General features: G+C 65.8%; 22 protein-coding genes. 15 read left to right on the top strand and 7 right to left on the bottom strand.

The genetic code is table 11. The features are described 5' to 3' along the window. Nucleotides 1–167 precede the first annotated feature (167 nt). Entirely contained in the window at nucleotides 168–944 is a 777-nt protein-coding gene (locus tag AB4Y43_RS35795) for an enoyl-CoA hydratase (RefSeq protein ID WP_069269161.1), read from the bottom strand. A gap of 138 nt (nucleotides 945–1,082) precedes the next feature. On the opposite strand from AB4Y43_RS35795, the gene paaN reads away from it, so the two are divergent. From paaN to paaK, 5 genes are all read left to right on the top strand, one after another. Next, complete coding sequence (gene paaN / locus AB4Y43_RS35790) at nucleotides 1,083–2,783, top strand: phenylacetic acid degradation protein PaaN (RefSeq protein WP_368729939.1); 1,701 nt, start codon at nucleotides 1,083–1,085, stop codon at nucleotides 2,781–2,783. 97 nt (nucleotides 2,784–2,880) lie between these two features. Beyond that, entirely contained in the window at nucleotides 2,881–4,089 is a 1,209-nt protein-coding gene (gene pcaF, locus AB4Y43_RS35785) for a 3-oxoadipyl-CoA thiolase (protein WP_069269163.1), read from the top strand. 78 nt (nucleotides 4,090–4,167) lie between these two features. Continuing rightward, nucleotides 4,168–4,959, top strand: a complete 792-nt coding sequence (gene paaG / locus AB4Y43_RS35780; protein WP_368661842.1) for a 2-(1,2-epoxy-1,2-dihydrophenyl)acetyl-CoA isomerase PaaG — start codon at nucleotides 4,168–4,170, stop codon at nucleotides 4,957–4,959. A gap of 1 nt (nucleotide 4,960) precedes the next feature. After that, nucleotides 4,961–5,431: a hydroxyphenylacetyl-CoA thioesterase PaaI gene (gene paaI / locus AB4Y43_RS35775; RefSeq protein WP_069269165.1), complete on the top strand. Its 471-nt coding sequence runs from the start codon at nucleotides 4,961–4,963 to the stop codon at nucleotides 5,429–5,431. 65 nt (nucleotides 5,432–5,496) lie between these two features. After that, complete coding sequence (paaK, locus tag AB4Y43_RS35770; protein ID WP_069269166.1) at nucleotides 5,497–6,795, top strand: phenylacetate--CoA ligase PaaK; 1,299 nt, start codon at nucleotides 5,497–5,499, stop codon at nucleotides 6,793–6,795. Between the two features lie 85 nt (nucleotides 6,796–6,880). Here paaK and AB4Y43_RS35765 read toward each other — a convergent pair whose 3' ends face one another. Then, nucleotides 6,881–8,161 carry a murein transglycosylase A gene (locus tag AB4Y43_RS35765; RefSeq protein WP_256095087.1) on the bottom strand — a complete coding sequence of 427 codons (1,281 nt, stop codon included), beginning with the start codon at nucleotides 8,159–8,161 and terminating at the stop codon, nucleotides 6,881–6,883. Between AB4Y43_RS35765 and AB4Y43_RS35760 the strand changes: the two genes are divergently transcribed. After that, on the top strand, nucleotides 8,127–8,270 hold the full coding sequence (locus tag AB4Y43_RS35760; protein WP_233271586.1) for a hypothetical protein: 144 nt from the start codon (nucleotides 8,127–8,129) through the stop codon (nucleotides 8,268–8,270). The genes AB4Y43_RS35765 and AB4Y43_RS35760 overlap by 35 nt on opposite strands. A gap of 24 nt (nucleotides 8,271–8,294) precedes the next feature. On the opposite strand, the gene apaG is transcribed toward AB4Y43_RS35760, so the two are convergent. Then, on the bottom strand, nucleotides 8,295–8,669 hold the full coding sequence (gene apaG, locus AB4Y43_RS35755) for a Co2+/Mg2+ efflux protein ApaG (RefSeq protein ID WP_028208771.1): 375 nt from the start codon (nucleotides 8,667–8,669) through the stop codon (nucleotides 8,295–8,297). Between the two features lie 218 nt (nucleotides 8,670–8,887). Between apaG and rpe the strand changes: the two genes are divergently transcribed. The 8 genes from rpe (at nucleotide 8,888) to AB4Y43_RS35715 (ending at nucleotide 16,496) form a co-directional block, all read left to right on the top strand. Next, complete coding sequence (gene rpe / locus AB4Y43_RS35750; RefSeq protein WP_368661844.1) at nucleotides 8,888–9,586, top strand: ribulose-phosphate 3-epimerase; 699 nt, start codon at nucleotides 8,888–8,890, stop codon at nucleotides 9,584–9,586. After that, entirely contained in the window at nucleotides 9,583–10,290 is a 708-nt protein-coding gene (locus tag AB4Y43_RS35745) for a phosphoglycolate phosphatase (protein ID WP_368729938.1), read from the top strand. The genes rpe and AB4Y43_RS35745 overlap by 4 nt, the downstream gene beginning before the upstream one ends. Nucleotides 10,291–10,777: 487 nt before the next feature. Beyond that, nucleotides 10,778–12,271 (top strand): anthranilate synthase component I, encoded by a 1,494-nt coding sequence (gene trpE / locus AB4Y43_RS35740; protein ID WP_368729937.1) that lies wholly within the window; start codon nucleotides 10,778–10,780, stop codon nucleotides 12,269–12,271. 14 nt (nucleotides 12,272–12,285) lie between these two features. Continuing rightward, nucleotides 12,286–12,861, top strand: coding sequence for an aminodeoxychorismate/anthranilate synthase component II (locus AB4Y43_RS35735; RefSeq protein WP_069269170.1), 576 nt, complete (start codon nucleotides 12,286–12,288; stop codon nucleotides 12,859–12,861). Between the two features lie 14 nt (nucleotides 12,862–12,875). Further along, a complete protein-coding gene (gene trpD, locus AB4Y43_RS35730) occupies nucleotides 12,876–13,907 on the top strand; it encodes an anthranilate phosphoribosyltransferase (RefSeq protein ID WP_368729940.1) in 1,032 nt (343 codons plus the stop codon). Between the two features lie 29 nt (nucleotides 13,908–13,936). Further along, the gene (trpC, locus tag AB4Y43_RS35725) at nucleotides 13,937–14,722 is read left to right on the top strand and encodes an indole-3-glycerol phosphate synthase TrpC (RefSeq protein WP_321927918.1); all 786 of its coding nucleotides are present in this window, start codon (nucleotides 13,937–13,939) and stop codon (nucleotides 14,720–14,722) included. Between the two features lie 12 nt (nucleotides 14,723–14,734). Next, complete coding sequence (locus tag AB4Y43_RS35720; RefSeq protein WP_368729936.1) at nucleotides 14,735–15,361, top strand: CYTH domain-containing protein; 627 nt, start codon at nucleotides 14,735–14,737, stop codon at nucleotides 15,359–15,361. A 175-nt stretch (nucleotides 15,362–15,536) separates the two neighbouring features. Continuing rightward, complete coding sequence (locus tag AB4Y43_RS35715; RefSeq protein WP_368606808.1) at nucleotides 15,537–16,496, top strand: uracil-DNA glycosylase; 960 nt, start codon at nucleotides 15,537–15,539, stop codon at nucleotides 16,494–16,496. A 133-nt stretch (nucleotides 16,497–16,629) separates the two neighbouring features. Here the strand turns inward: AB4Y43_RS35715 and AB4Y43_RS35710 are convergent, their stop codons facing one another. The 4 genes from AB4Y43_RS35710 to AB4Y43_RS35695 form a co-directional block, all read right to left on the bottom strand. Next, nucleotides 16,630–17,226, bottom strand: a complete 597-nt coding sequence (locus AB4Y43_RS35710) for an FMN-dependent NADH-azoreductase (RefSeq protein WP_069269174.1) — start codon at nucleotides 17,224–17,226, stop codon at nucleotides 16,630–16,632. 197 nt (nucleotides 17,227–17,423) lie between these two features. Then, nucleotides 17,424–19,214, bottom strand: a complete 1,791-nt coding sequence (locus AB4Y43_RS35705; protein ID WP_368729935.1) for a M61 family metallopeptidase — start codon at nucleotides 19,212–19,214, stop codon at nucleotides 17,424–17,426. Nucleotides 19,215–19,350: 136 nt separating this feature from the next. After that, nucleotides 19,351–20,082, bottom strand: coding sequence for a DsbC family protein (locus AB4Y43_RS35700; protein WP_069269176.1), 732 nt, complete (start codon nucleotides 20,080–20,082; stop codon nucleotides 19,351–19,353). Between the two features lie 164 nt (nucleotides 20,083–20,246). Next, a complete protein-coding gene (locus AB4Y43_RS35695) occupies nucleotides 20,247–21,419 on the bottom strand; it encodes a UbiH/UbiF family hydroxylase (protein ID WP_069269189.1) in 1,173 nt (390 codons plus the stop codon). A 281-nt stretch (nucleotides 21,420–21,700) separates the two neighbouring features. Between AB4Y43_RS35695 and ychF the strand changes: the two genes are divergently transcribed. Beyond that, nucleotides 21,701–22,795, top strand: coding sequence for a redox-regulated ATPase YchF (gene ychF / locus AB4Y43_RS35690; RefSeq protein WP_368685629.1), 1,095 nt, complete (start codon nucleotides 21,701–21,703; stop codon nucleotides 22,793–22,795). The last annotated feature ends 29 nt before the right edge of the window (nucleotides 22,796–22,824 follow it).

The raw sequence follows: 22,824 nt of genomic DNA, 5'->3' as shown, positions 1-22,824 counted from the left end.
CTTGCTGACTCCTGCGTCCGCCGGTTTCCGCGGCGGCCTTCGCTGCCCTGACGTCGGAGACATCGAACTGCGAAGGGGGCGAATCTTATCGCCCCCGCCGGCACTGTGCAAGGGGGTGGCGAAAATAATTTCGATCGCCGCTCGCGGCGATCGAATCTCCCGGGCATTTACTTGTTCTTGAACACGGGCTTGCGCTTCTCGACGAACGCAGCCATCCCTTCCTTTTGGTCTTCCGAAGCGAAGAGCGAATGGAATAGACGGCGCTCGAAGTGCACGCCTTCAGCAAGCGTCGTCTCGTAGGCGCGGTTCACCGACTCCTTCGCCATCATCACAGCGGGCAACGAGAATTCGCAGATGGTCGTAGCCGCCGCCAGCGTTTCGTTCAGCAATTCCGCAGCCGGAATCACGCGCGATACGAGACCGGCGCGCTCCGCCTCCTCCGCACCCATCATCCGGGCGGTCAGGCACAGGTCCATCGCCTTCGCTTTGGACACCGCGCGCGGCAGACGCTGCGTACCGCCCGCCCCCGGAATCACGCCCAGCTTGATCTCCGGCTGGCCGAACTTCGCCGTATCGGCCGCGAAGATCATGTCGCACATCATGGCTAGTTCGCAGCCACCGCCGAGCGCGAAGCCCGCGACCGCCGCGATGATCGGCTTGCGAATCGAGCGGATCGTTTCCCAGTTGCGCGTGATGTAGTCGCCTTTGTACACATCCATGAAGGTGTAGCTCGCCATCATCCCGATGTCGGCGCCCGCGGCGAACGCCTTTTCGCTACCCGTGATGACGATCGCGCCAACGCCCTCATCGGCGTCGAACGCCTTGAGTGCCGCGCCCAGTTCGTCCATGAGCGCATCGTTTAGCGCGTTGAGCGCTTTTGGCCGGTTCAGCGTGATCAATCCGACCTTGCCACGCGTCTCAACCAGGATGTTTTCGTACCCCATAACTCCTCCTTCCATCAAAAGAAAGTCCCCGAAAAAATTTTTTACGCCGAACTTTGACTAATGCTAACATTGGCCAACCAACCGGTCGGTCAATTAATTGGCGCGGGCCCTGTCCAACCTCTCAATCAACGTTGAGCCATGACACATTCGCTGTTTGCCAAGCATGAGGGCGCGCTTCAAAAAGCGCTTGCCGCCATCGAGACCCGCGGCTACTGGAGCCCGTTCGCCGAAATGCCCAGCCCCAAAGTGTACGGGGAAACCGCCAGCGCAGATGGCGAAGGCGCGTTCAAGGCCCACCTGAATCGCGCCTTCGAACTCGACCAGCCGTCGACGGGCGAAACCGTCGGCAGCGAGGCCTCGCCGTTCGGCTTCGCGCTCGGCGCGCGCTATCCGAAGTCGACGCCCGACCAGTTGATCGAAGCCGCGCAGCAAGCCCAGCGCGACTGGCGCGCAGCCGGCCCGCAGGCATGGGCGGGCGTGAGCCTCGAAATCCTCGAGCGCCTGAACCGCGCGAGCTTCGAGATCGCCTTTAGCGTGATGCACACGACCGGCCAGGCATTCATGATGGCCTTCCAGGCCGGCGGCCCGCACGCTCAGGATCGCGCGCTCGAAGCCGTCGCCTACGCCTACGACCAGCTGCGCCGCATTCCCGCCGACGCCCACTGGGAAAAGCCGCAGGGCAAGAACCCGCCCCTGGCGATGCAAAAGCGCTTCACGATCGTGCCGCGCGGCACCGGCCTCGTGCTCGGCTGCTGCACGTTCCCGACCTGGAACGGCTACCCCGGCCTCTTCGCCGATCTGGCGACGGGCAACACGGTCATCGTCAAGCCGCACCCGGGCGCGATCCTGCCGCTCGCGATCACCGTGCGCATTGCGCGTGAGGTGCTGCGCGAAGCCGGCTTCGATCCGAACGTCGTGACGCTGCTCGCCACCGACCCCAACGACGGCGCACTCGTGCAGCAGCTCGCACTGCGCCCCGAGATCAAGCTGATCGACTTCACGGGCAGCACGCAAAACGGCGACTGGCTCGAGCGCAATGCGCATCAGGCGCAGGTCTACACGGAAAAGGCCGGCGTGAACCAGATCGTGATCGACTCCGCGGACGAGCTGAAGGCCGTCGCCCGCAACATCGCGTTCTCGCTCTCGCTTTACTCGGGCCAGATGTGCACGGCGCCGCAGAACATCTATGTGCCGCGCGACGGCATCCGCACCGCTGAAGGCCGGCTGAGCTTCGAGGCCGTCGCCCAGGCGATTGCCGGCGCCGTGCAGAAGTTCGTCGCCGATCCGGTGCGCGCCGTCGAAGTGCTCGGCGCGATCCAGAACGAAGGCGTGACGGCTCGCATCGACGAAGCCCGCAAGCTCGGTACCGTGCTCGCCGACAGCCAGACGCTCGAACACCCGCAGTTCGCCGGCGCACGCGTGCGCACGCCGCTCGTGCTCTCACTCGACGCAGCGCGCGACGCCGCCCAGTTCACGCGCGAATGGTTCGGCCCGATCTCGTTCGTGATCGCCACGGATTCGACTGCGCAGTCGCTCAAGCTGGCCGGCGAGACCGCGCGCGACCACGGCGCGCTCACGCTTTCCGTCTACAGCACGGACGACGCCGTGATCGAAGCCGCACATGAAGCCGCCATCACCGGCGGCGTGGCGCTCTCGATCAACCTCACGGGCGGCGTGTTCGTGAACCAGTCGGCTGCATTCTCGGACTTCCACGGCACCGGCGCGAACCCCGCGGCGAACGCCGCGCTCGCCGACGCCGCCTTCGTGGCGAACCGCTTCCGCGTGGTTCAGAGCCGCGTTCACGTCGAACCGAAAGCGGCCCCCGCCGTCGCCAGCTGATCGGCCTGCGCCGCTCAGCCGAATGGCGCCCGATTGCCCATCCCTCTAGCATGCAAGGCGTGAGCGCACTTCTGCGCTCGCGCCCCAGGAACCCGAGATGACCGAAGCCTATATCTGCGACGCGATTCGCACCCCGTTCGGCCGCTATGGCGGCGCCCTCAAGGACGTCCGCGCGGACGACCTCGCCGCGGTGCCGATCCGCGCCCTCGTCGAGCGCAATCCCGGCGTGGACTGGAGCGCGCTCGACGACGTGCTCTACGGCTGCGCCAACCAGGCCGGCGAAGACAACCGCAACGTCGCGCGCATGGCCGCGCTGCTCGCGGGCCTGCCGACCGACGCGCCGGGCGGCACGCTCAACCGCTTGTGCGGCTCGGGCCTCGACGCTGTCGGCAGCGCGGCGCGCGCGATCAAGGCGGGCGAAGCGCGCCTCATGATCGCGGGCGGCGTGGAAAGCATGACGCGCGCGCCGTTCGTCATGGGCAAGGCGGCTTCGGCGTTTTCGCGCGAAGCGGCCATCTACGACACGACCATCGGCTGGCGTTTCGTCAACAAGCTGATGAAGCAGCAGTACGGTGTCGATTCGATGCCGGAGACGGCGGAAAACGTCGCGGAAGAATTCGGCATCAATCGCGCCGATCAGGACGCGTTCGCGTTGCGCAGCCAGCAGAAAGCGGCCCGCGCGCAGAAGGACGGCACGCTCGCGCAGGAAATCGTCGCGGTCGAGATCGCGCAAAAGAAGGGCGACCCCGTGCGTGTAACGCTCGACGAGCACCCGCGCGAAACTTCGCTCGAATCGCTCGGCAAGCTCAAGGGCGTCGTGAAGCCGGACGGCACGGTCACGGCGGGCAACGCCTCGGGCGTCAACGACGGCGCCTGCGCCCTGCTGCTCGCCAACGAGGCGGCCGCCAAGCAGTATGGCCTGCGTCGCCGCGCGCGCGTGCTCGGCATGGCGACCGCCGGCGTCGCGCCGCGCATCATGGGCATCGGCCCGGCGCCCGCTACGCAAAAACTGCTCAAGCAGCTCGGCATGACGCTGGATCAGTTCGACGTGATCGAACTCAATGAGGCGTTCGCCTCGCAAGGCCTCGCCGTGCTGCGCGCACTCGGCATTGCCGACGACGATCCGCGCGTGAACCCGAATGGCGGCGCGATTGCACTGGGCCACCCGCTCGGCGCTTCGGGCGCACGTCTCGTGACGACGGCGCTCCATCAGCTGGAGCGCACGAACGGACGCTTCGCACTTTGTACGATGTGCATCGGCGTCGGCCAGGGCATCGCCCTCGCGATCGAACGCATCGAGCCATAACGCGCGCAGTATCGACCGGCCGCCGGGCGATGCATTCGGCGGTCTCAGACAGCTTTGCATGGGACCAGGAGACAACCGATGCCCTACGATGCGATCCGCGTCGAAATCGACGCATCCACCCGCGTGGCCACGATCACGCTGAACCGCCCGGACAAGCTCAACAGCTTTACGCGCGCCATGCACCGCGAGCTCGTCGCAGCGCTCGACGAGGTCGCCGCGGCCGGCGCGCGCGCCCTTGTGCTGACGGGCGCGGGCCGCGGCTTCTGCGCGGGCCAGGATCTCGCCGATCTCGACTTCACGCCGGGTGCGATGACCGATCTCGGCGACCTCATCGATGAGCATTTCAATCCGCTGATCAAGCGCCTGCAGGCGCTGCCGATGCCCGTGATCGCCGCCGTCAACGGCACCGCGGCCGGCGCCGGCGCCAATCTCGCCCTCGCCTGCGACCTCGTGCTTGCAGCGCGTTCCGCAAGCTTCATCCAGGCGTTCGTGAAGATCGGCCTCGTGCCCGATTCCGGCGGCACGTGGTTCCTGCCCAAACGCGTGGGCTTGGCGCGCGCGCTCGGACTCGCCATGACCGGCGAAAAACTCAGCGCGGAAAAGGCGGAAAGCTGGGGCGTCGTCTGGCAAGTGACCGACGACGCGGAACTCGCGCAAACGGCCGGCGCGCTCGCCGCTCGCCTCGCGCAGCAACCGACGCGCGCCATCGTCGCCACGCGCGAAGCGCTGCGCGCATCGGCCACGAACACGCTCGACCAGCAACTGGATCTCGAACGCGACCTGCAGCGCGAGCTGGGCGCGTCGCATGACTACGCAGAAGGCGTGCAAGCCTTCATCGAAAAACGCGCACCGCACTTCGAGGGCCGCTGAGATGTCCACGCAAGCCTCGCAACTGCCTGACGACGACGGCCTGTCGCCCGACGAACTCGCTCGCGCCGCCGCGCAGGCGATGTACGAAGCCGACGGCTGCACGCGCGCGCTCGGCATGGAACTCCTCGAAGTGCGCGCCGGTTACGCGCGCCTGTCCATGGCCGTGCGGCCCGAGTTTCTCAACGGCCATCAGACCTGCCACGGCGGGATGATTTTCTCGCTCGCGGATTCGGCGTTCGCCTTCGCGTGCAATTCGTACAACATCAACACCGTCGCGGCCGGCTGCTCGATCGAGTTCCTGCGTCCGGTGCTGCGCGACGAGGTGTTGACCGCCGAAGCCGTCGAACAGGTGCTATCGGGACGCAACGGGGTCTACGACATCCGCGTGACGAATCGGGCAGGCGAAACCGTCGCGCTCTTCCGAGGCAAGTCCGCGCAGATTCGCGGCAATGTCATTCCAGTCGCAACGTGAAGCGGGTTTCCCCTTCTCGATTCCCTACGCGTCACGAGTAAAGTTCTTAGATCCAGGAGACACCCATGAGTACCACGCTGCCGCTCGAACCCATCGAAAAGGCGAGCCGCGACGAGCTTGCTGCGCTGCAGCTCGAGCGCCTTAAATGGTCGCTGAACCACGCTTACGAGAATTCGCCGGTCTATCGCCGCAAATTCGACGAAGCCGGCGTACATCCGTCCCAGGTGCAGTCGCTCGCCGATCTCGCGCGCTTCCCGTTCACCACGAAGAAGGATCTGCGCGACAACTATCCCTTCGGCATGTTCGCGGTGCCGCAAGACCAGATTTCGCGCATCCATGCGTCGTCGGGCACGACCGGCAAGCCGACCGTGGTGGCCTACACGGCGCGCGACATCGACACGTGGGCGAACGTCGTCGCGCGTTCGGTGCGCGCAGCGGGCGCCAGGCGCGGCGACAAGGTGCACATCAGCTACGGCTACGGACTCTTTACGGGCGGCCTGGGCGCGCACTACGGCGCGGAACGTGCGGGCCTCACCGTCATTCCGTTCGGCGGGGGCCAGACCGAGAAGCAGGTCCAGTTGATCCAGGACTTCCGTCCCGACATCATCATGGTCACGCCGAGCTACATGCTCGCGATCGCCGACGAAATGGAGCGCCAGGGCATCGATCCGGCCACCTGTTCGCTGCGCATCGGCATCTTCGGCGCGGAGCCGTGGACCAACGACATGCGCCGGGCCATCGAGCAGCGCATGGGCATCACGGCCGTCGACATCTACGGTCTTTCGGAAGTGATGGGCCCGGGCGTCGCCTCGGAATGCGCGGAGACGAAAGACGGCCCGACGATCTGGGAAGATCACTTCTACCCCGAGATCATCGACCCGGAAACCGGCGAAGTGCTGCCCGACGGCGAATTGGGCGAGCTCGTCTTCACCTCGCTCACGAAGGAAGCGCTGCCCATCGTCCGTTACCGCACGCGCGACCTCACGCGTCTATTGCCTGGCACGGCGCGCACCATGCGCCGCATGGAAAAGATCACGGGCCGCTCGGACGACATGTTGATCATCCGCGGCGTGAACGTGTTCCCCACGCAGATCGAGGAACTGCTGCTCAAGCAGCCGGCTCTCGCACCGCACTATCAGATCGTCCTGACGAAGGAAGGTCCGATGGACGTGATGTCGCTCAACTGCGAACCGTGCCCGGAAACCGCGCCCGACTACGGTGCGCTCGACGCGGCCAGCAAGGCACTCGCTTACGACATCAAGGCGCTGATCGGCGTGACGTGCAAGGTGAACGTGCTGGAAGTGAACGGCATCGAGCGCTCGGTTGGCAAAGCCCGGCGAGTCATCGACAAGCGGCCGAAGTAACCGCGGCCCGCAACGCGCAGTAAAAGAAAAAGCCGGCGCTCGCCGGCTTTTTCGCTTCACGAGTGCGGCGCAAGCGCCACCGCGATCACGAGTTCGGGAACAGCAGCCACATGCGGCCGCCCTGCTTCATCTTGCCGGCCAGATCGCCGGCGTCGTCGCCCAAGCCCCAGAAATAGTCGGCGCGCACGCCGCCCTTGATTGCCGTGCCCGTGTCCTGCGCGAACACGAGCCGGTTGAGCGGCGTATTCGTGAGCGGACGCGTGGTCTGGAGAAACACCGGCGTGCCAAGCGGAATCGACGACGGATCGACGGCGATCGAGCGTTCCGGCGTGAGCGGCACGCCGAGCGCACCGATCGGACCGTCGGCTCCGCCCTGCGCGTCGCCCTCGGAGCCGCCCATCTCGCGGAAGAACACGAAGCGCGGATTGGTGTCGAGAAGCGCGTCCACGCGCGTCGGGTTCGCGCGTGCCCATGCCTTGATGCCCTGCATGGTCGCCTGCGCGGGCGTGAGTTCACCGTGGTCGAGCAGCCAGCGCCCGATCGACTTGTACGGCTGGTTGTTGGTGCCGCCGAAGCCCACGCGCATCACGCTGCCGTCTTCCATCACGACGCGCCCGGAGCCCTGCACCTGCAGGAAGAACGCTTCGATCGGATCGTCCACCCAGACGAGTTCGTTGCCGCCCAGCGCGCCAGAACGTTCGAGCTGCGCGCGCGGCGGCATCGCGGCGCCCGGACGATAGCCGGACGGCCAGCGATACAGCGCGGTCTGGTAGATGCCGTGACGCGTGCGCGAACCGTGCAGCAGCGGCTCGTAGTAGCCGGTCACGAGGCCGTCGAGCGTGCCGTCGTTGTTGGCGAACTGATAGGGCGTGAAATACGTTTCGAAGAATGCACGTGCGCTCGAGGCGTCCAGGTCATCGAGCTGCGAGGCCGCAGTGCACGCGCGCTGCCAGCGAGGATCGCGCGCAAGACGCGTGCAGTTCGCGCGCAGCGCCGCGGTCACGCCGATCAGCGAGTCGTCCTGCCAGCCCGGCACCTGCTGCCAGGCGACCGGCGTGAGACGTTGCGCGGCGAGCTGCGAGGGCAGCGTGGGCGTGCCTTTGGGCGGCACGTTGTGCACGTAGCTCGGGCCGCCGCATGCGGCAAGCAAAGCCGCGAGCGAAGCCGCGCCCAACCAGCCGCCTAACCGCAGACCCAGGCGGCTCCCGCCACGCCGAAGCGCCGACCCCACGCAATATCGCACCTGTGTGAATCCCGGCATCACCGGGACATCGAGACCGGAATCGACGTCAAAATCACGCCTACAATACTGGCTCTCGATGGATGCCGCCATGTCAGAACTGCTCGACGAATACCCGATGCTCATGTTTGGTCTGGAAGCGCTCCTTGCGCTGTTCCTGCTGATTTTCATCGTTGTGTGGACCGCGTCGGGCAGGAAGAAGCAAGCCTCGCGCGACGATCGGCGTCAGAACTAGCAGACCCCGATTTCTCGCGGCGGTTCAATGCAACGTGCGCGGCATGCGCAGCACGAACTCGGGCACGGGCGCCTCGAAGCGCTCGGCGTCCTCGGCCACACAGAAGTACTCGCCGCGCATGGTGCCCACCGGGGTAGCGATCACGGCCCAGCTCGTGTACTCGAACTGCTCGCCCGGCTTCAGAAGCGGTTGATGGCCGACCACGCCCAGCCCCTTCACTTCCTGCACGTGATTTTCGCTGTCGGTGATCACCCAGTGGCGCGCGATCAGCTGGGCGCTTACCTGACCGGTATTGCGAATGGTCAGCGTGTACGCGAAGGCATATTGCCGGCGCTCCGGGTCCGATTCTTCGGGCAGGTAGCGCACCTGCGACGTCACGCTGAATTCGTACTGGCTCATCGTTGTTCCATTCGCTTTGGCGCGGCTGCTGAGTCCGTTGACTGAGACGCCCGCGCGGCAAGGCGCTCGCGGGCGCGCCGCGAGGCGCGGCACATGGTTTGGCATTCTGCTTGATGCAACGGGCACCCGCAACCCGGCGCCGCCCGCGGCGCCCGCCGGGAAACGCTCTGCCACTGACGGTAAAATACGGTTTTTCCGACAGTTTTCCGATTGCCGCCATGACGCAATTCCGCATCGCCCCCAGCATTCTCTCCGCCGACTTCGCGCGTCTTGGCGAAGAGGTCCGCAACGTCGTCGCTGCCGGCGCCGACTGGATCCACTTCGACGTGATGGATAACCATTACGTGCCGAACCTCACCATCGGTCCGCTGGTGTGCGAGGCGATCCGCCCGCACGTGAGCGTGCCCATCGACGTGCACCTGATGGTGCGCCCGGTCGACCGCATCGTGCCCGACTTCGCCAAGGCCGGCGCGAACCTCATCAGCTTCCACCCGGAAGGCTCGGACCATATCGACCGCACGCTCTCGCTGATCCGCGACCACGGCTGCAAGGCGGGCCTCGTGTTCAACCCGGCCACGCCGCTGAACTACCTCGACCACGTGATGGACAAGCTCGACCTCGTGCTCATCATGTCGGTGAATCCGGGCTTCGGCGGTCAGTCGTTCATTCCCGAGGCGCTCAACAAGCTGCGCGAGGCGCGCGCGAAGATCGACGCCTACACGGCCCGCACGGGCCGCGAAATCCACCTCGAAGTGGACGGCGGCGTGAAGGTCGACAACATCGCCGAAATCGCGGCGGCAGGCGCGGACACCTTCGTGGCGGGCTCGGCGATCTTCGGCAAGCCGGACTACAAGACCGTGATCGACGAGATGCGCGCGCAGCTCGCGAGCGTCGCCAACGCTGCAAACGCAAAATGAACGCCCCCGTCAAGTTCACCGCGCCACGCATCGAAGCGGCGCTGATCGACCTGGACGGCACGATGGTCGACACCGCCGACGACTTCGCCGCCGGCCTGAACGGCATGCTCGCGCAGCTCGACGCAGATGAAACCACGCGCGAGGAAGTGATGGGCTACGTGGGCAAGGGCTCGGAGCACCTGATCCGCAGCGTGCTCGCGCCGCGCTTTGCCGCGGACAACGTCGAGGCGCGTTTCGACGAAGCGCTCGCGCTCTACCAGGACGAGTACGCGAAGATCAACGGCCGCCACACGCATCTGTACCCGGACGTCGAAGCGGGCCTCGCGGCACTGCGCGACCAGGGCATCAAGCTCGCGTGCGTGACCAACAAGCCGCACCGCTTCGCCGTCGAGCTGTTGCAGCAATACGGCCTCGCGCAGTACTTCGAAGTGGTGCTCGGCGGCGACAGCCTCGCGAAGAAGAAGCCCGACCCGCTGCCGATGCTCACCGCCTGCGAGCGCCTGGGCGTCAAGCCCGCGGCGGCGGTGGCGATCGGCGATTCGGAGAACGATGCGATTGCGGGCCGCGCGGCCGGCATGGCCACGCTCACGGTGCCCTACGGCTACAACCACGGCCAACCTGTACAAAAAATTGAATCGGATGGTATAGTTGCCTCGCTGCTCGACGCCGCCAAGGCGGTCGCAGCGCACAATGACCTGACTTAAGTTCTCGACTGAACGTCAACTATCCTCATGTTTCTGAATAAAAAACGGAGTCTGAGCACGATCGACCGGGGAGCCTGGCCCTGGCGTCGCTGGTCGCGCTAACCTCATCCGAGGTTCGCTGAAGTTGCGTATTCGTCCTTCTTCAGCACCGTTTTTTACTTCGCTGCGCACTCGCGCGTGTCTCGACTCTAAACTGTTGCGGTAACCCGTCGGCTGGTCTGGCCGTTGGCTTTCGTGGTCCTTGCGTGTCGTTTCGCCGTTCGCGGCGAGTTGCGCGGGGCGCGAGCGGCTACGCCCTACCTTCCGTCGATGTACCGCACGCCGGCCCGCCAAGCGCTTCATCATCAGCGCGATCCTGGGCCGCACGAGCGAGCGCCAGCGGCCATCAAGCACTCTAAAACAAACGCCTCGCGCTCACCGCGCGCCCCGTTTTGAGCCGCACTGGGCCCGCATCCGCCGCGACCGGCAGCACGAACAGGATCGGAACATGACCGAACTCGAATTTCAGTCCCTCGCCAACGAGGGCTACAACCGCATCCCGCTGATCGCCGAAGCGCTCGCCGATCTCGAAACGCCGCTCTCGCTGTACCTGAAGCTCGCGCAGCCCGAGCGCGGCGGCGCCAATTCTTTCCTGCTGGAGTCCGTGGTGGGCGGCGAGCGCTTCGGGCGCTATTCGTTCATCGGCCTGCCGGCGCGCTCGCTGATCCGCACGCGCAACGGCATTTCGGAGGTCGTGCGCGACGGCCAGGTGATCGAGACGCATAACGAAGATCCGCTCGAATTCATCGCGGACTACCAGGCGCGCTTCAAGGTCGCGCAGCGTCCGGGTCTGCCGCGCTTCTGCGGCGGTCTCGCGGGCTACTTCGGCTACGACGCGGTGCGCTACATCGAGAAGAAGCTCGCCGATACCTGCCCGACCGACGATCTCGGCCTGCCCGACATCCAGCTGCTGCTGACCGAAGAAGTCGCGGTCATCGACAATCTCGCGGGCAAGCTCTATCTCATCGTCTACGCCGATCCGCAAACGCCCGAGGCCTACACCAAGGCGAAGCACCGCCTGCGCGAACTCAAGCAGCGCCTGCGCACCACGGTACAGCCGCCGGTGACCTCGGCGAGCGTGCGTACCGAAACGTTCCGCGAATTCAAGAAAGACGATTACCTCGCCGCCGTGCGCAAGGCGAAGGAATACATCGCCGCGGGGGAGCTGATGCAGGTGCAAGTGGGCCAGCGCATCACGAAGCCGTATCGCGACAATCCGCTGTCGCTGTACCGTGCGCTGCGCTCGCTGAACCCGTCACCGTACATGTACTACTACAACTTCGGCGAATTCCACGTGGTGGGCGCGTCGCCGGAAATTCTCGTGCGCCAGGAAAAGCGCGGCGAGGACCGCATCGTGACGATTCGCCCGCTCGCGGGCACGCGGCCGCGCGGCAACACGCCCGAGCGCGACGCCGAACTCGCGACCGAACTGCTCAACGACCCGAAGGAAATCGCCGAGCACGTCATGCTGATCGACCTCGCGCGCAACGACGTGGGCCGCATCGCCGAGATCGGTTCGGTGGCCGTCACCGACAAGATGATCATCGAGAAGTACTCGCACGTGCAGCACATCGTGAGTTCGGTGGAAGGCAAGCTCAAACCCGGCATGAACAATTTCGACGTCCTGCGCGCCACGTTCCCGGCCGGCACGCTATCGGGCGCGCCGAAGGTTCGCGCGATGGAATTGATCGACGAACTGGAGCCGGTGAAGCGCGGGCTCTACGGCGGCGCGGTCGGCTATCTCTCGTTCAACGGCGAGATGGACCTGGCCATCGCGATCCGCACCGGCCTCATCCACAACGGCAATCTGTATGTGCAGGCCGCCGCGGGCGTGGTTGCCGATTCGGTGCCCGAGTCCGAATGGCAGGAAACCGAGAACAAGGCGCGCGCCGTGCTGCGCGCCGCCGAGCAGGTGCAGGACGGCCTCGACAGCGACTTCTGAGCGGAGAAAAGACCATGTTGCTCATGATCGACAACTACGATTCGTTTACCTACAACATCGTCCAGTACTTCGGCGAGCTCGGCGAAGACGTTCACACGTACCGCAACGACGAAATTACCATCGACGAAATCGCGAAGCTCAACCCCGCGCGCATTTGCCTCTCGCCCGGGCCGAGCAACCCGCAGCACGCGGGCATCACGCTCGACGTGCTGCGCGAATTCGCAGGCAAGACGCCGATTCTCGGTGTGTGTCTCGGCCATCAGGCGATTGGCGAAGCGTTCGGCGGCCGCGTCGTGCGCGCGAAGACCATCATGCACGGCAAGGTGAGCCAGATCGAAACCGACTGCAAAGGCGTGTTCGCCGACCTGCCGAAGCACTTCAACGTCACGCGTTATCACTCGCTCGCCATCGAACGCGAGTCGCTGCCCGACTGCCTCGAAGTGTCGGCCTGGACCGACGACGGCGAAATCATGGGCGTGCGTCACCGCGAGCTTGCGGTGGAAGGCGTGCAGTTTCATCCGGAATCGATCCTCTCGGAGCACGGCCATGCCCTCTTCGAGAATTTCCTGAAGCAAACCAAGAGCGCTTGACCCGGAGGCGACTAATCATGATTACCCCGCAGGAAGCGCTCCAGCGCACGATCGAGCATCGCGAGATTTTTCACGACGAGATGCTCCACCTCATGCGCCTCATCATGCGCGGCGAGCTTTCGCCCGTGCAATCGGCGGCCATCCTCACCGGCCTGCGCGTGAAGAAGGAAACCATCGGCGAGATCACGGCCGCCGCGACGGTGATGCGCGAGTTCGCGAATCACGTCGAGGTGAAGGACAACTCGAACTTCATCGACATCGTCGGCACCGGCGGCGATGGCTCGCATACTTTCAATATCTCCACGGCCTCGATGTTCGTGGTCGCGGCAGCGGGCGCAAAGGTCGCGAAGCACGGCAACCGGGGCGTCTCCAGCAAGTCGGGCAGCGCGGACGTGCTCGAAGCGCTCGGCGTGAACATCGACCTGCAGCCGGACCAGGTGGCCGCCTCGATCGCCGAAACGGGCATGGGCTTCATGTTCGCGCCCAACCACCATCCGGCGATGAAGAACATCGCTGCCGTGCGCCGCGAACTGGGCGTGCGCACGATCTTCAACATCCTCGGGCCGCTCACGAATCCGGCCGGCGCGCCCAATCAGTTGATGGGCGTGTTCCATCCGGACCTCGTCGGCATTCAGGTGCGCGTGATGGAGCGTCTTGGCGCAAAACACGTTTGCGTCGTCTACGGCAAGGACGGCATGGACGAAGTCTCGCTCGGTGCGGCCACGCTCGTCGGCGAACTCAAGGACGGCCAGATTCGCGAGTACGAGATCCATCCCGAAGACTTCGGTATGCAGATGGTCTCGAATCGTTCGCTCAAGGTCGAGAACGCCGAAGAATCGAAGGCGATGCTGCTCGGCGCGCTCTCGAACGAGGCTGGCACGGCGCGCGAAATCGTCGCGCTGAACGCGGGCACGGCGCTCTATTCGGCGAACTTGGTGGACTCGATCGCAGAAGGCATCACGGTTGCGCGCGAAACGCTCGCAAGCGGCCGCGCGCGCGCCAAAGTCGACGAACTGGTACGCTTCACGCAACAGTTCAAACGCTGATCCAGCACCGTTTTTTGCCTCCGAATATCATGAGTGACATCCTCGAAAAGATCATCTCGGTCAAGCGCGAAGAAGTGCGCGCCGCCGAGCAGAGCGCCCCGCTCGAAGAATTGCGTCTGCAGGCAAGCACGCGCGACCTGCGCGATTTCGTCGGCGCCTTGCGCGCGAAGCACGACAACGGCCAGGCCGCCGTGATCGCCGAAGTGAAGAAGGCAAGTCCGTCGAAGGGCGTGCTGCGCGAAAACTTCCAGCCCGCCGAAATCGCGCGCTCGTACGCCGAGGGCGGCGCGGCCTGCCTCTCCGTGCTGACCGACGTACAGTTCTTCCAGGGCAGCGCCGCGTACCTCGAAGCCGCGCGCGCCGCCTGCAACCTGCCGGTGCTGCGCAAGGACTTCATCGTCGATCCGTATCAGGTCGTCGAAGCCCGCGCGATGGGCGCCGACGCGATCCTGCTGATCGCCGCCGCGCTCCAGCCAGGTGAAATGCGCGATCTCGAAGCGCTTGCGCATTCGCTCGGTCTCGCGGTGCTCGTCGAAGTGCACGACCGCGCAGAACTCACGCACGCGCTCACGCTGAAGACACCGCTCATCGGCATCAACAATCGCAATCTGCGCACGTTCGAAACCACGCTGGATACGACCATCGGCATGCTCGACGACGTGCCTGAAGACCGCATCGTCGTGACCGAGTCGGGCATTCTCTCGCGTGCGGACGTCGAGAAAATGCGCGCGCTTTCCGTGCACACGTTCCTCGTGGGCGAGGCGTTCATGCGCGCCGAACAGCCGGGCGCGGAACTCGCTCGCATGTTCTTCTGATCGCGCAACGCCATGGGTATCGAACGCGAAATCAAGCTCGCGCTGCCGCGCGACCAGGTGGACGGGGCGCGGCGTCTCTTCGAGACGCGCGCCGGCAAGCCGGGTCGCGCCATCCGGCTCGAAAACATCTACTTCGACACGCCGGCGCTTGCGCTCGCGCGCGCAAAGAGCGCGCTGCGCCTGCGCCGCGCGCCCGAGGGCTGGCTGCAGACGTTCAAGACCGTGGGTGTGGCGCAAAACGGGCTGCACGCGCGGCACGAGTGGGAAATGCCGGTGGCGGGCGAAGCGCTCGAAATCGACAGGCTGCTGCACGAGTGCGATGAAGCCGGCGTTTCGACGGCACTCTCGGATGCCGCCGCGAACCTGATCCCGCTCTTTCGCACCGACTTCCAGCGCACGCTGTGGACGCTCGAAGTCGACGGCGCGCAAGTGGAAGCGGCCATCGATCAGGGCGAAGTCACCGCGGACGTGAACGGCGAAACACGGCGCACGCCGATCTGCGAAATCGAACTCGAACTGAAGTCGGGCGACGAAGCGGCATTGCACACACTCGCGGCGGAACTCGCGCGGGCGCTGCCAGGCCTTGCGCCGGACGACATCAGCAAGGCCCAACGCGGATACAAGCTGCGCGAAGGCTGAGAACGGTGCGGCGCGGCTCCGGAGCGCCGCGCAACGCGCTCAATCACCTGTAGATAGCGGATAGCGCCGAAACAGTGCTGTTAGTTGCAACATCATCGCCGATGCCGCAAGAAGGCACCCGGCCGCGCTGGCGCCGGATTGAATCGCCGCGCAATTGCTGCGACACTTGCCGCCCATGACCTCCACGAAACGCCCGCGCGTCGCGATGCCGGTGCAAGCTTCGCTGTTCGACGACTTTCTGGCCGACGCAGCACAAGCCACGCTCGACGAGCCGCCGCTGCCCGAAATCGACCCGCGCCAGATCACGATCTTCTCGCTGTTCGGCGCCGACGAATTCCCGGCGCCCGAACGCACGCACGCCGTTATGCCCGCCCCCGCCATGCCACACGACCCCACCGCGCCGCAGGCCGCCATCGACACCACGCGCCTCGAAGACCAGTTCGACGCGCTGCCCGCCGCCTGGCGCGAGCTGCTTGCGCCGTTCATCACGAGCGACGCCTACGCGCCGTTGTGCCGCTTCGTCGATGACGAGCGCGCCGCCGGCAAGACCGTCTATCCCGCCGACGTGTTCCGCGCGCTGCGCCTCACCTCGCCCGACGACGTGAAGGTCGTGATCCTCGGCCAGGACCCGTATCACGGCGACGATCGCGGCACGCCGCAGGCGCACGGCCTGGCGTTCTCGGTGCCGCCTTCGGTGCGCCCGCCGCCTTCGCTGCGCAACATCTTTAAGGAAATCGCAGCGAGCCTCGGCATTCAGGCGCCGACGCACGGCTGTCTCGACGCCTGGGCGCGCCAGGGCGTGCTGCTGCTCAACACGGTGCTCACCGTCGAGCGCGCGAGCGCCGCGAGCCATGCGAAGCGCGGCTGGGAGCGCTGCACCGACACGCTGATCCAGCAACTCGCCGCGCGCCACGAAAACCTCGTGTTCATGCTGTGGGGCGCGCACGCGCAGAACAAGCGCGCGTTGCTCTCGGGTGCGCATTGCGTGCTCGAAGCGCCGCATCCGTCGCCGCTTTCCGCGCATCGCGGCTTTCTCGGCTGCGGGCATTTCGCGCAGGCCAACGAGTATCTGCAGGCGCACGGCCGCCAGCCGATCGACTGGCGTTTGCCGGAGGAAGGCCTCGTGCTCGCCTGAGCCGCCTGAGCCGCCTGAGCCGCTTGGGCCGCTTGGGCCTCGCAACGCGACGACGCGCAATGAAAAACGCCACGAGATCGTTCTCGTGGCGTTTTTGCTTTTACAGCCGTCAAACAGGCAACAAGCGCGAACGTTACGCTGCAGCGATCGCCTCACGCGCGCCTGCGAGCGCGGCGCTTGCTGCGTCCGGGCCCATGTTCAGGCCTTCGGCGAAGATGAAGTTCACGTCGGTCATGCCGAGGAAGCCGAGGAACGACTTCAGGTACGGCGTCTGGCTGTCGTGCGCGGTGCCTTGATACTTGCCGCCGCGTGCCGAAACGACATGGACCTTCTTGCCGTTCACGAGGCCTTCGGGACCGTTCGCGGTGTAGCGGAACGTGATGCCGGCACGCGCGATCCAGTCGAAGTACGTCTTGAGCTGCGACGAGACGCCGAAGTTATACATCGGCGCACCGATCACGATGATGTCCGCTGCCTGCAGTTCCGCGATCAGCGCTTCGCTGCGTGCGGCGATGGCCTGCTGCTCCGGCGTACGCTGCTCGGCCGGCGTGAAGAACGCGCCGAGCACGGCGTCGTCGAGGTGCGGCAGCGGATCGGCTTGCAGGTTGCGCGTAACGACTTGCGCGCCCGGATTCGATTGTTGCAGCCTGGCCGTCAATTCGTTGACGAGCAGCGTCGACTGGGCGCCTTGCGAGCGGGCGGCGGAATTGATTTGCAGGATCGTGGTCATGGTGGCTCCTTCGGGTCTCAGTTGCGCAACGTTGCGCGAGTGAAGGCATTGTGTTTTTTTACCGCGCTCCGAAAAAGTAGTCCGCCGATGACGGATTGTTGCAACGATAGAACAATCGCGGGCATGAAAAAACGGCGTGGGATCCGTCACCCACGCCGCTTATGGCGCCGCGTGCCGCCGCGCCCTGTCCCAGCGGCTTACGCCGCCAGCCAGCGCTCGCGCAATGCGCGCGCGGGCGCACGCTTGTCCGCGGCGGCGAGCTTGTAGCGCGCGACCTCGGGCGCATCGAGGGTCAGACGCGCCACGCGAAGCTCGTCGCGGCGGAACGCGTGGATGTCGACCTTCATGCCCGGCTGGTAGCGCGAGAGCAGCGCGTCGAGATTCGAACCCGTCACACGCAGGCCGTCGAGCGCTACGAGCGCGTCGCCAGCCGAAAGCCCCGCCTTCTGGGCCGCGCCGCCTTCGTAGACGACGGCAAGCGTCGCTTCGGCGCCGCCACGCAGCCGCGCGCCGAGCGACGGTTTCGCGCCGCGTTCGGGCTCCCCTTCGAGCGTCACGCCGAACGGTTCGAACAGCGCCGCGAGCGGCAGGTCGCGCGTGCCGCGCACGGCGTCGCTAAAGAGCGCGCCCAGTTCCACGCCGGTCGCCTCGGCGATCAGCGCCTCGACATCGTCCTCGCCCACGCCCACCGGCTTGCCGCGATAGAAGTCGCGCCCATAGCGCTGCCACAAGAGGCGCATGACGTCGTCGAGCGATTTGCGGCCGTTCGTCTGCGCGCGAATCGCGAGATCGAACGACAGCGCCACGAGCGAACCCTTGGTGTAGTAGCTCACGATCGCATTCGACGCGTTCTCGTCCTGGCGGTAATACTTCACCCACGCGTCGAACGAGCTTTCCGCGACGCTCTGCTTCAGTCGCCCCGCCCCGCGCAGCACGCCGGCGATCGTCTTGCCGAGCAGGCCGAAGTATTCGTCTGCGGAAATGAGGCCGCTACGCACGAGCATGAGGTCGTCGTAGTACGACGTGAAGCCCTCGAACAGCCACAGCAGCGACGTGTAGTCCTCGCGCGTGAGGTCGTACGGCACGAACGCCGCAGGCTTGATGCGCTTCACGTTCCACGTGTGGAAATATTCATGGCTGCACAGGCCGAGGTAGGTGCGATAGCCGTCCGACGTCTCGGGCTTGCCCTTCACCGGCAGGTCGGTGCGATTGCAGATCAGCGCCGTCGAGGCGCGATGCTCGAGGCCGCCGTAACCGTCGCTCACGGCCTGCGTCATGAACACGTAGCGCTCCATCGGCGCGCGCTTCGTGCGCGGCTCGAACAGCGCGATCTGCGCCTCGCAGATCTTCTTGAGGTCGGCGGCGAGACGCTCGATGTCGAGCGCGACCACGCGGCCCGCGATCACGATGTCGTGCGGCACGCCGTGCGCCTTGAAGCTCGCGAGCGTGAACTCGCCGAGCGTGACCGGATGATCGATCAGCTCGTCGTAATTCGTGGCCGTGTACTCGCCGAAGCCGTAACGCTTGGTGCCGCGCGCTTCCGTGAGCGCCGTGCCCACGCGCCAGTGGCGGTAGGCGTGCCCGTCCGGACGCTGAATATCGACCGCGTGCTGCGCCTCCTCATGGCCGAGCGCCGCGAGAAACACGCTCGTGCCGTTGAAGAAGCCCACCGTGTCGTCGAGATGCGCCGCGCGCACCGACAGGTCCCAGGCGTAGACCTCGTAGCGCAGCGTGAGCGCGCCCTTCACGGGCGCGGCCTGCCACGAATGCTTGTCGGTCTTCGTCACGCGCACCTTGCGGCCCGCGTCGTTGAAGGCGCGCAGCGTGACGATGTTGCGCGCGAACTCCCGCACCATGTAGCTGCCCGGAATCCACACGGGCAGCATGAAGCATTGGCCGTCCGGGGCGGGGTCTTCCACGGTGAGCGTTACCTCGAACAGATGCGCGGCGGGATTCTTCGGGACGATGGTGTATCGGATCGGCTTCATCGGCGGGATCGGTGAGAGATTCGGTCAGCAGACGCTGCAGAGCAAATTCAGTATGCCCGGCAGACAAAAACGGACAAAAAGCGCCGGGCAAAAAAGTACCGGCCGCGAAAGCGGCCGGGCGGGTTCAGGCGAGGCGTCAGTGCGCGCCGTTCAGACCGCGCTCGAGCCGGTCGGCGCTGACGGCGCCCGGCAGGCGCGTGCCGTCCGCGAGGATCACGGTGGGCGTGCCGGTCACGTTCATCTTCTGGCCGAGCGCGAGATTGCTGTCGATGGCGGCCGTGTCGCACGTGCCGGCTGCCGTGGGCGCCTTGCGGTCGACCATCCACGATTCCCACGCCTTGCCACGGTCGGCCGAGCACCAGATCTGCTTGGCCTTCGCCGTCGAATCCGGCGAGAGCACCGGATACAGGAAGGTGTAGACCGTCACGTTGTCGACGGACCTGAGCGTGCTTTCGAGCTGATGACAGTACGGGCAGTTCGGGTCGGAGAACACGGCCATCTTGCGCTTGCCGTCGCCCTTCACGACCTTGACCGCGTTCTCGAGCGGCAGCTTCGAGAAATCGACCTTGTTGATTTCGTTCAGGCGCGCCTCGGTGAGATTGCGGTGCGCCTTGGTGTCGATGAGTTCACCGGTGAGCACGTAATCGCCGCTGGCGTCGCTGTAGACGATCTGCGTGCCGAGGTTGATCTCGTAAAGGCCCGGCATGGGCGCCTTGGTGATGCCCTTGATATCGCTGGCGTCGATGCCGAGGCGCGTCTGCAGCGCCGACTTGATCTTGTCGGTGGTCTGGTCTGCCTGGGCCGAGCAGCCGAGCGCCGAGGTGGCTACCGCGATCACGAGCGCGGCAAATCGAATACGCGTTTGCATGGGATGCATTCCTGATTCAGGCGCGCCGCGCAGGGGCGACGCGCGCAGAGTTCCGTTGAACGGCCGGGGCGGCATGTGCTGCGGGCGCGGCCAATATGTCCATTCTAAGCCGCACTGGCCTCAAGCAACCGAAATGCCTGCTTGCGCAGGCGAGCCCTTCGATACTAGCCGAGCGCCGAGGCCACGAGCCAGCGCTTGAGCAACGGCTGCGCCCCCACGAATGCCATGCCCGTATTGCGCACCGCGCGCGCGAGCGTGCCCGGGAACGAGAAAAGCCGCTGCAGGCCGTCGGTGGCGACGACGAGCTTCTGGATGTCCTCACGACGGCCGCGTTCGTAGCGGCGCAGCAGCACGATGTCGCCGAGATCGCGAAACGCCTCCTTCTTCGTGACCACGTCGACGAGCGCGGCGACGTCGCGCAAACCGAGGTTCACGCCCTGGCCCGCCAGCGGGTGAATCAGATGCGCGGCGTCGCCGACCAGGGCGACGCGCGGCGCCACGAGCCGGTCGACGGTTTGCAGAGACAGCGGAAAACCGCGCGCGGGCGTGACGCATTCGAGCGCGCCCAGCTGGCTTTGCGAGACGCGCTCGACTTCGGCGGCAAGCTGCGCCGGTTCGAGCTTGAGGAGTTCTTCGGCATGTTCGGTCTGCGCCGACCAGACGAGCGATACGTGCCGATCGGGCAGCGGCAGCAAGGCGACGATCTCACCCTCGCGGAACCACTGGTACGCCGTTTCGCCGTGTGGCTTTTCCGCGCGGAAGTTGGCGACCACGCCGGTTTGCCGGTAATCGCGCCGCTCGACCGTCGAGCCGATCTGCGCGCGCACCCACGAATGCGCACCGTCCGCGCCGATCGCGAGGTCGGCTTCGATCGTGCGACCATTGGCGAGGCCGATCACGGCCGCGTCGGGTTTCACGTCGAGCGTCTGCGCACGCGTGTCGATCCACGCGAGATTGGGCTGGAAGTGCAGCGCGGCGTCGAGCGCACGCTCGACGATTGACGACTCGGCAATCCAGGCCAGCTGCGCAACCGAGGCCTGATATGCCGAGAAGTGCAACTCCGCCGCGGCGTCGCCGAACACGCGCATGTCGTAGACGGGCGTGAGGCGCGCGGCGTCGGCGGCCTGCCAGACCCGCAGCCGCTCGAACAGCGCCTGCGAGCTGCGCGAAAAGGCGTACACGCGCGCGTCGAACACGGCTCCCGCAGGCAGCGGCGCGCACGGCTGCGCGAGCAGCGCCACGCGCAGGCCGCTCTGGGTCAGCGCGAGCGCCGCCGACTTGCCGACGAGGCCGCCGCCGATCACGGCGACATCAAAGGTCTGGTTGCTTGCAGTCATGCGCGCATTATAGCCGCGGGCGCTTGTGTGGCCGGGCGGGACGGGCGCGGTGTTGCGGCGCAGCAAGACGTTGCGGGAAGACGGCCCGCCAGCGCGGCGACACCCGCGGCTAACCCTCACCCGGACGAGGTTACAATTACGGTTTTCGTGACTCCCCGTCACGTCCCCCGACGTGCCACCTGCGCCGCCCCGCCCGCCGCTTCCGCTTTCGCGAGACGCCCGGCCCCGGGCCTTCGCGCGCGGCGAGCCACACGTCACCACCCTGACATGCAGAGATTTACATGAGCCTCCAATGCGGCATCGTCGGCTTGCCTAACGTCGGCAAGTCCACCCTCTTCAACGCGCTGACCAAGGCGGGCATCGCGGCCGAGAACTACCCGTTCTGCACGATCGAGCCCAACGTCGGCGTGGTAGAAGTGCCGGATCAGCGCCTGAAGGCGCTCGCCGAAATCGTCAAGCCCGAGCGCGTCGTGCCGGCCGTGGTCGAATTCGTCGACATCGCGGGTCTGGTCGCGGGCGCGAGCAAGGGCGAAGGCCTCGGCAACCAGTTCCTCGCGAACATCCGCGAAACCGATGCGATCACGCACGTCGTGCGCTGCTTCGAAGATGAAAACGTGATCCACGTGGCGGGCAAGATCGATCCGCTCGCCGACATCGAAGTCATCAACACCGAACTGGCGCTCGCCGACCTCGCCACCGTCGAGAAGGCGCTCACGCGCTACTCGAAGGCCGCGAAATCGGGCAACGACAAGGAAGCCGCGAAGCTCGTGGCCGTGCTCGAAAAGGTGCGCGCGCAACTCGATCAGGCAAAGCCCGTGCGCGGGCTCGCACTGAGCGACGACGAGCAGGCGCTGATCAAGCCCTTCTGCCTCATCACCGCGAAGAAGACCATGTACGTCGCGAACGTGAAAGAAGACGGGTTCGAGAACAACCCGCATCTGGACGCCGTGCGCAAGTACGCCGAAGGCGAGAATTCGCCGGTCGTGGCCGTGTGCGCCGCGATCGAAGCGGAAATCGCCGACCTCGAAGACGAAGACAAGATTGCGTTCCTCGCCGATATGGGCATGGAAGAGCCGGGCCTCGACCGCGTGATCCGCGCGGGCTTCAGGCTCCTCGGCCTGCAGACCTACTTCACGGCGGGCGTGAAGGAAGTGCGCGCGTGGACGATCCATGTCGGCGATACGGCCCCGCAAGCCGCCGGCGTGATCCACACCGACTTCGAGCGCGGCTTCATCCGCGCGCAGACCATCGCGTTCGACGACTACGTCCAGTACAAGGGCGAAACCGGCGCTAAGGAAGCCGGCAAGATGCGCGCCGAAGGCAAGGAATATGTCGTGCACGACGGCGACGTAATGAACTTCCTGTTCAACGTATAAGCGACACCTTTTTCTACCCGTTTCCAAAA

Source organism: Paraburkholderia sp. BR10872, from assembly GCF_040965835.1.
GTDB lineage: Bacteria > Pseudomonadota > Gammaproteobacteria > Burkholderiales > Burkholderiaceae > Paraburkholderia > Paraburkholderia nodosa_A.
Note: the sequence above shows the minus strand (reverse complement) of the source record. Positions and strands in the feature narration are given on the sequence as shown.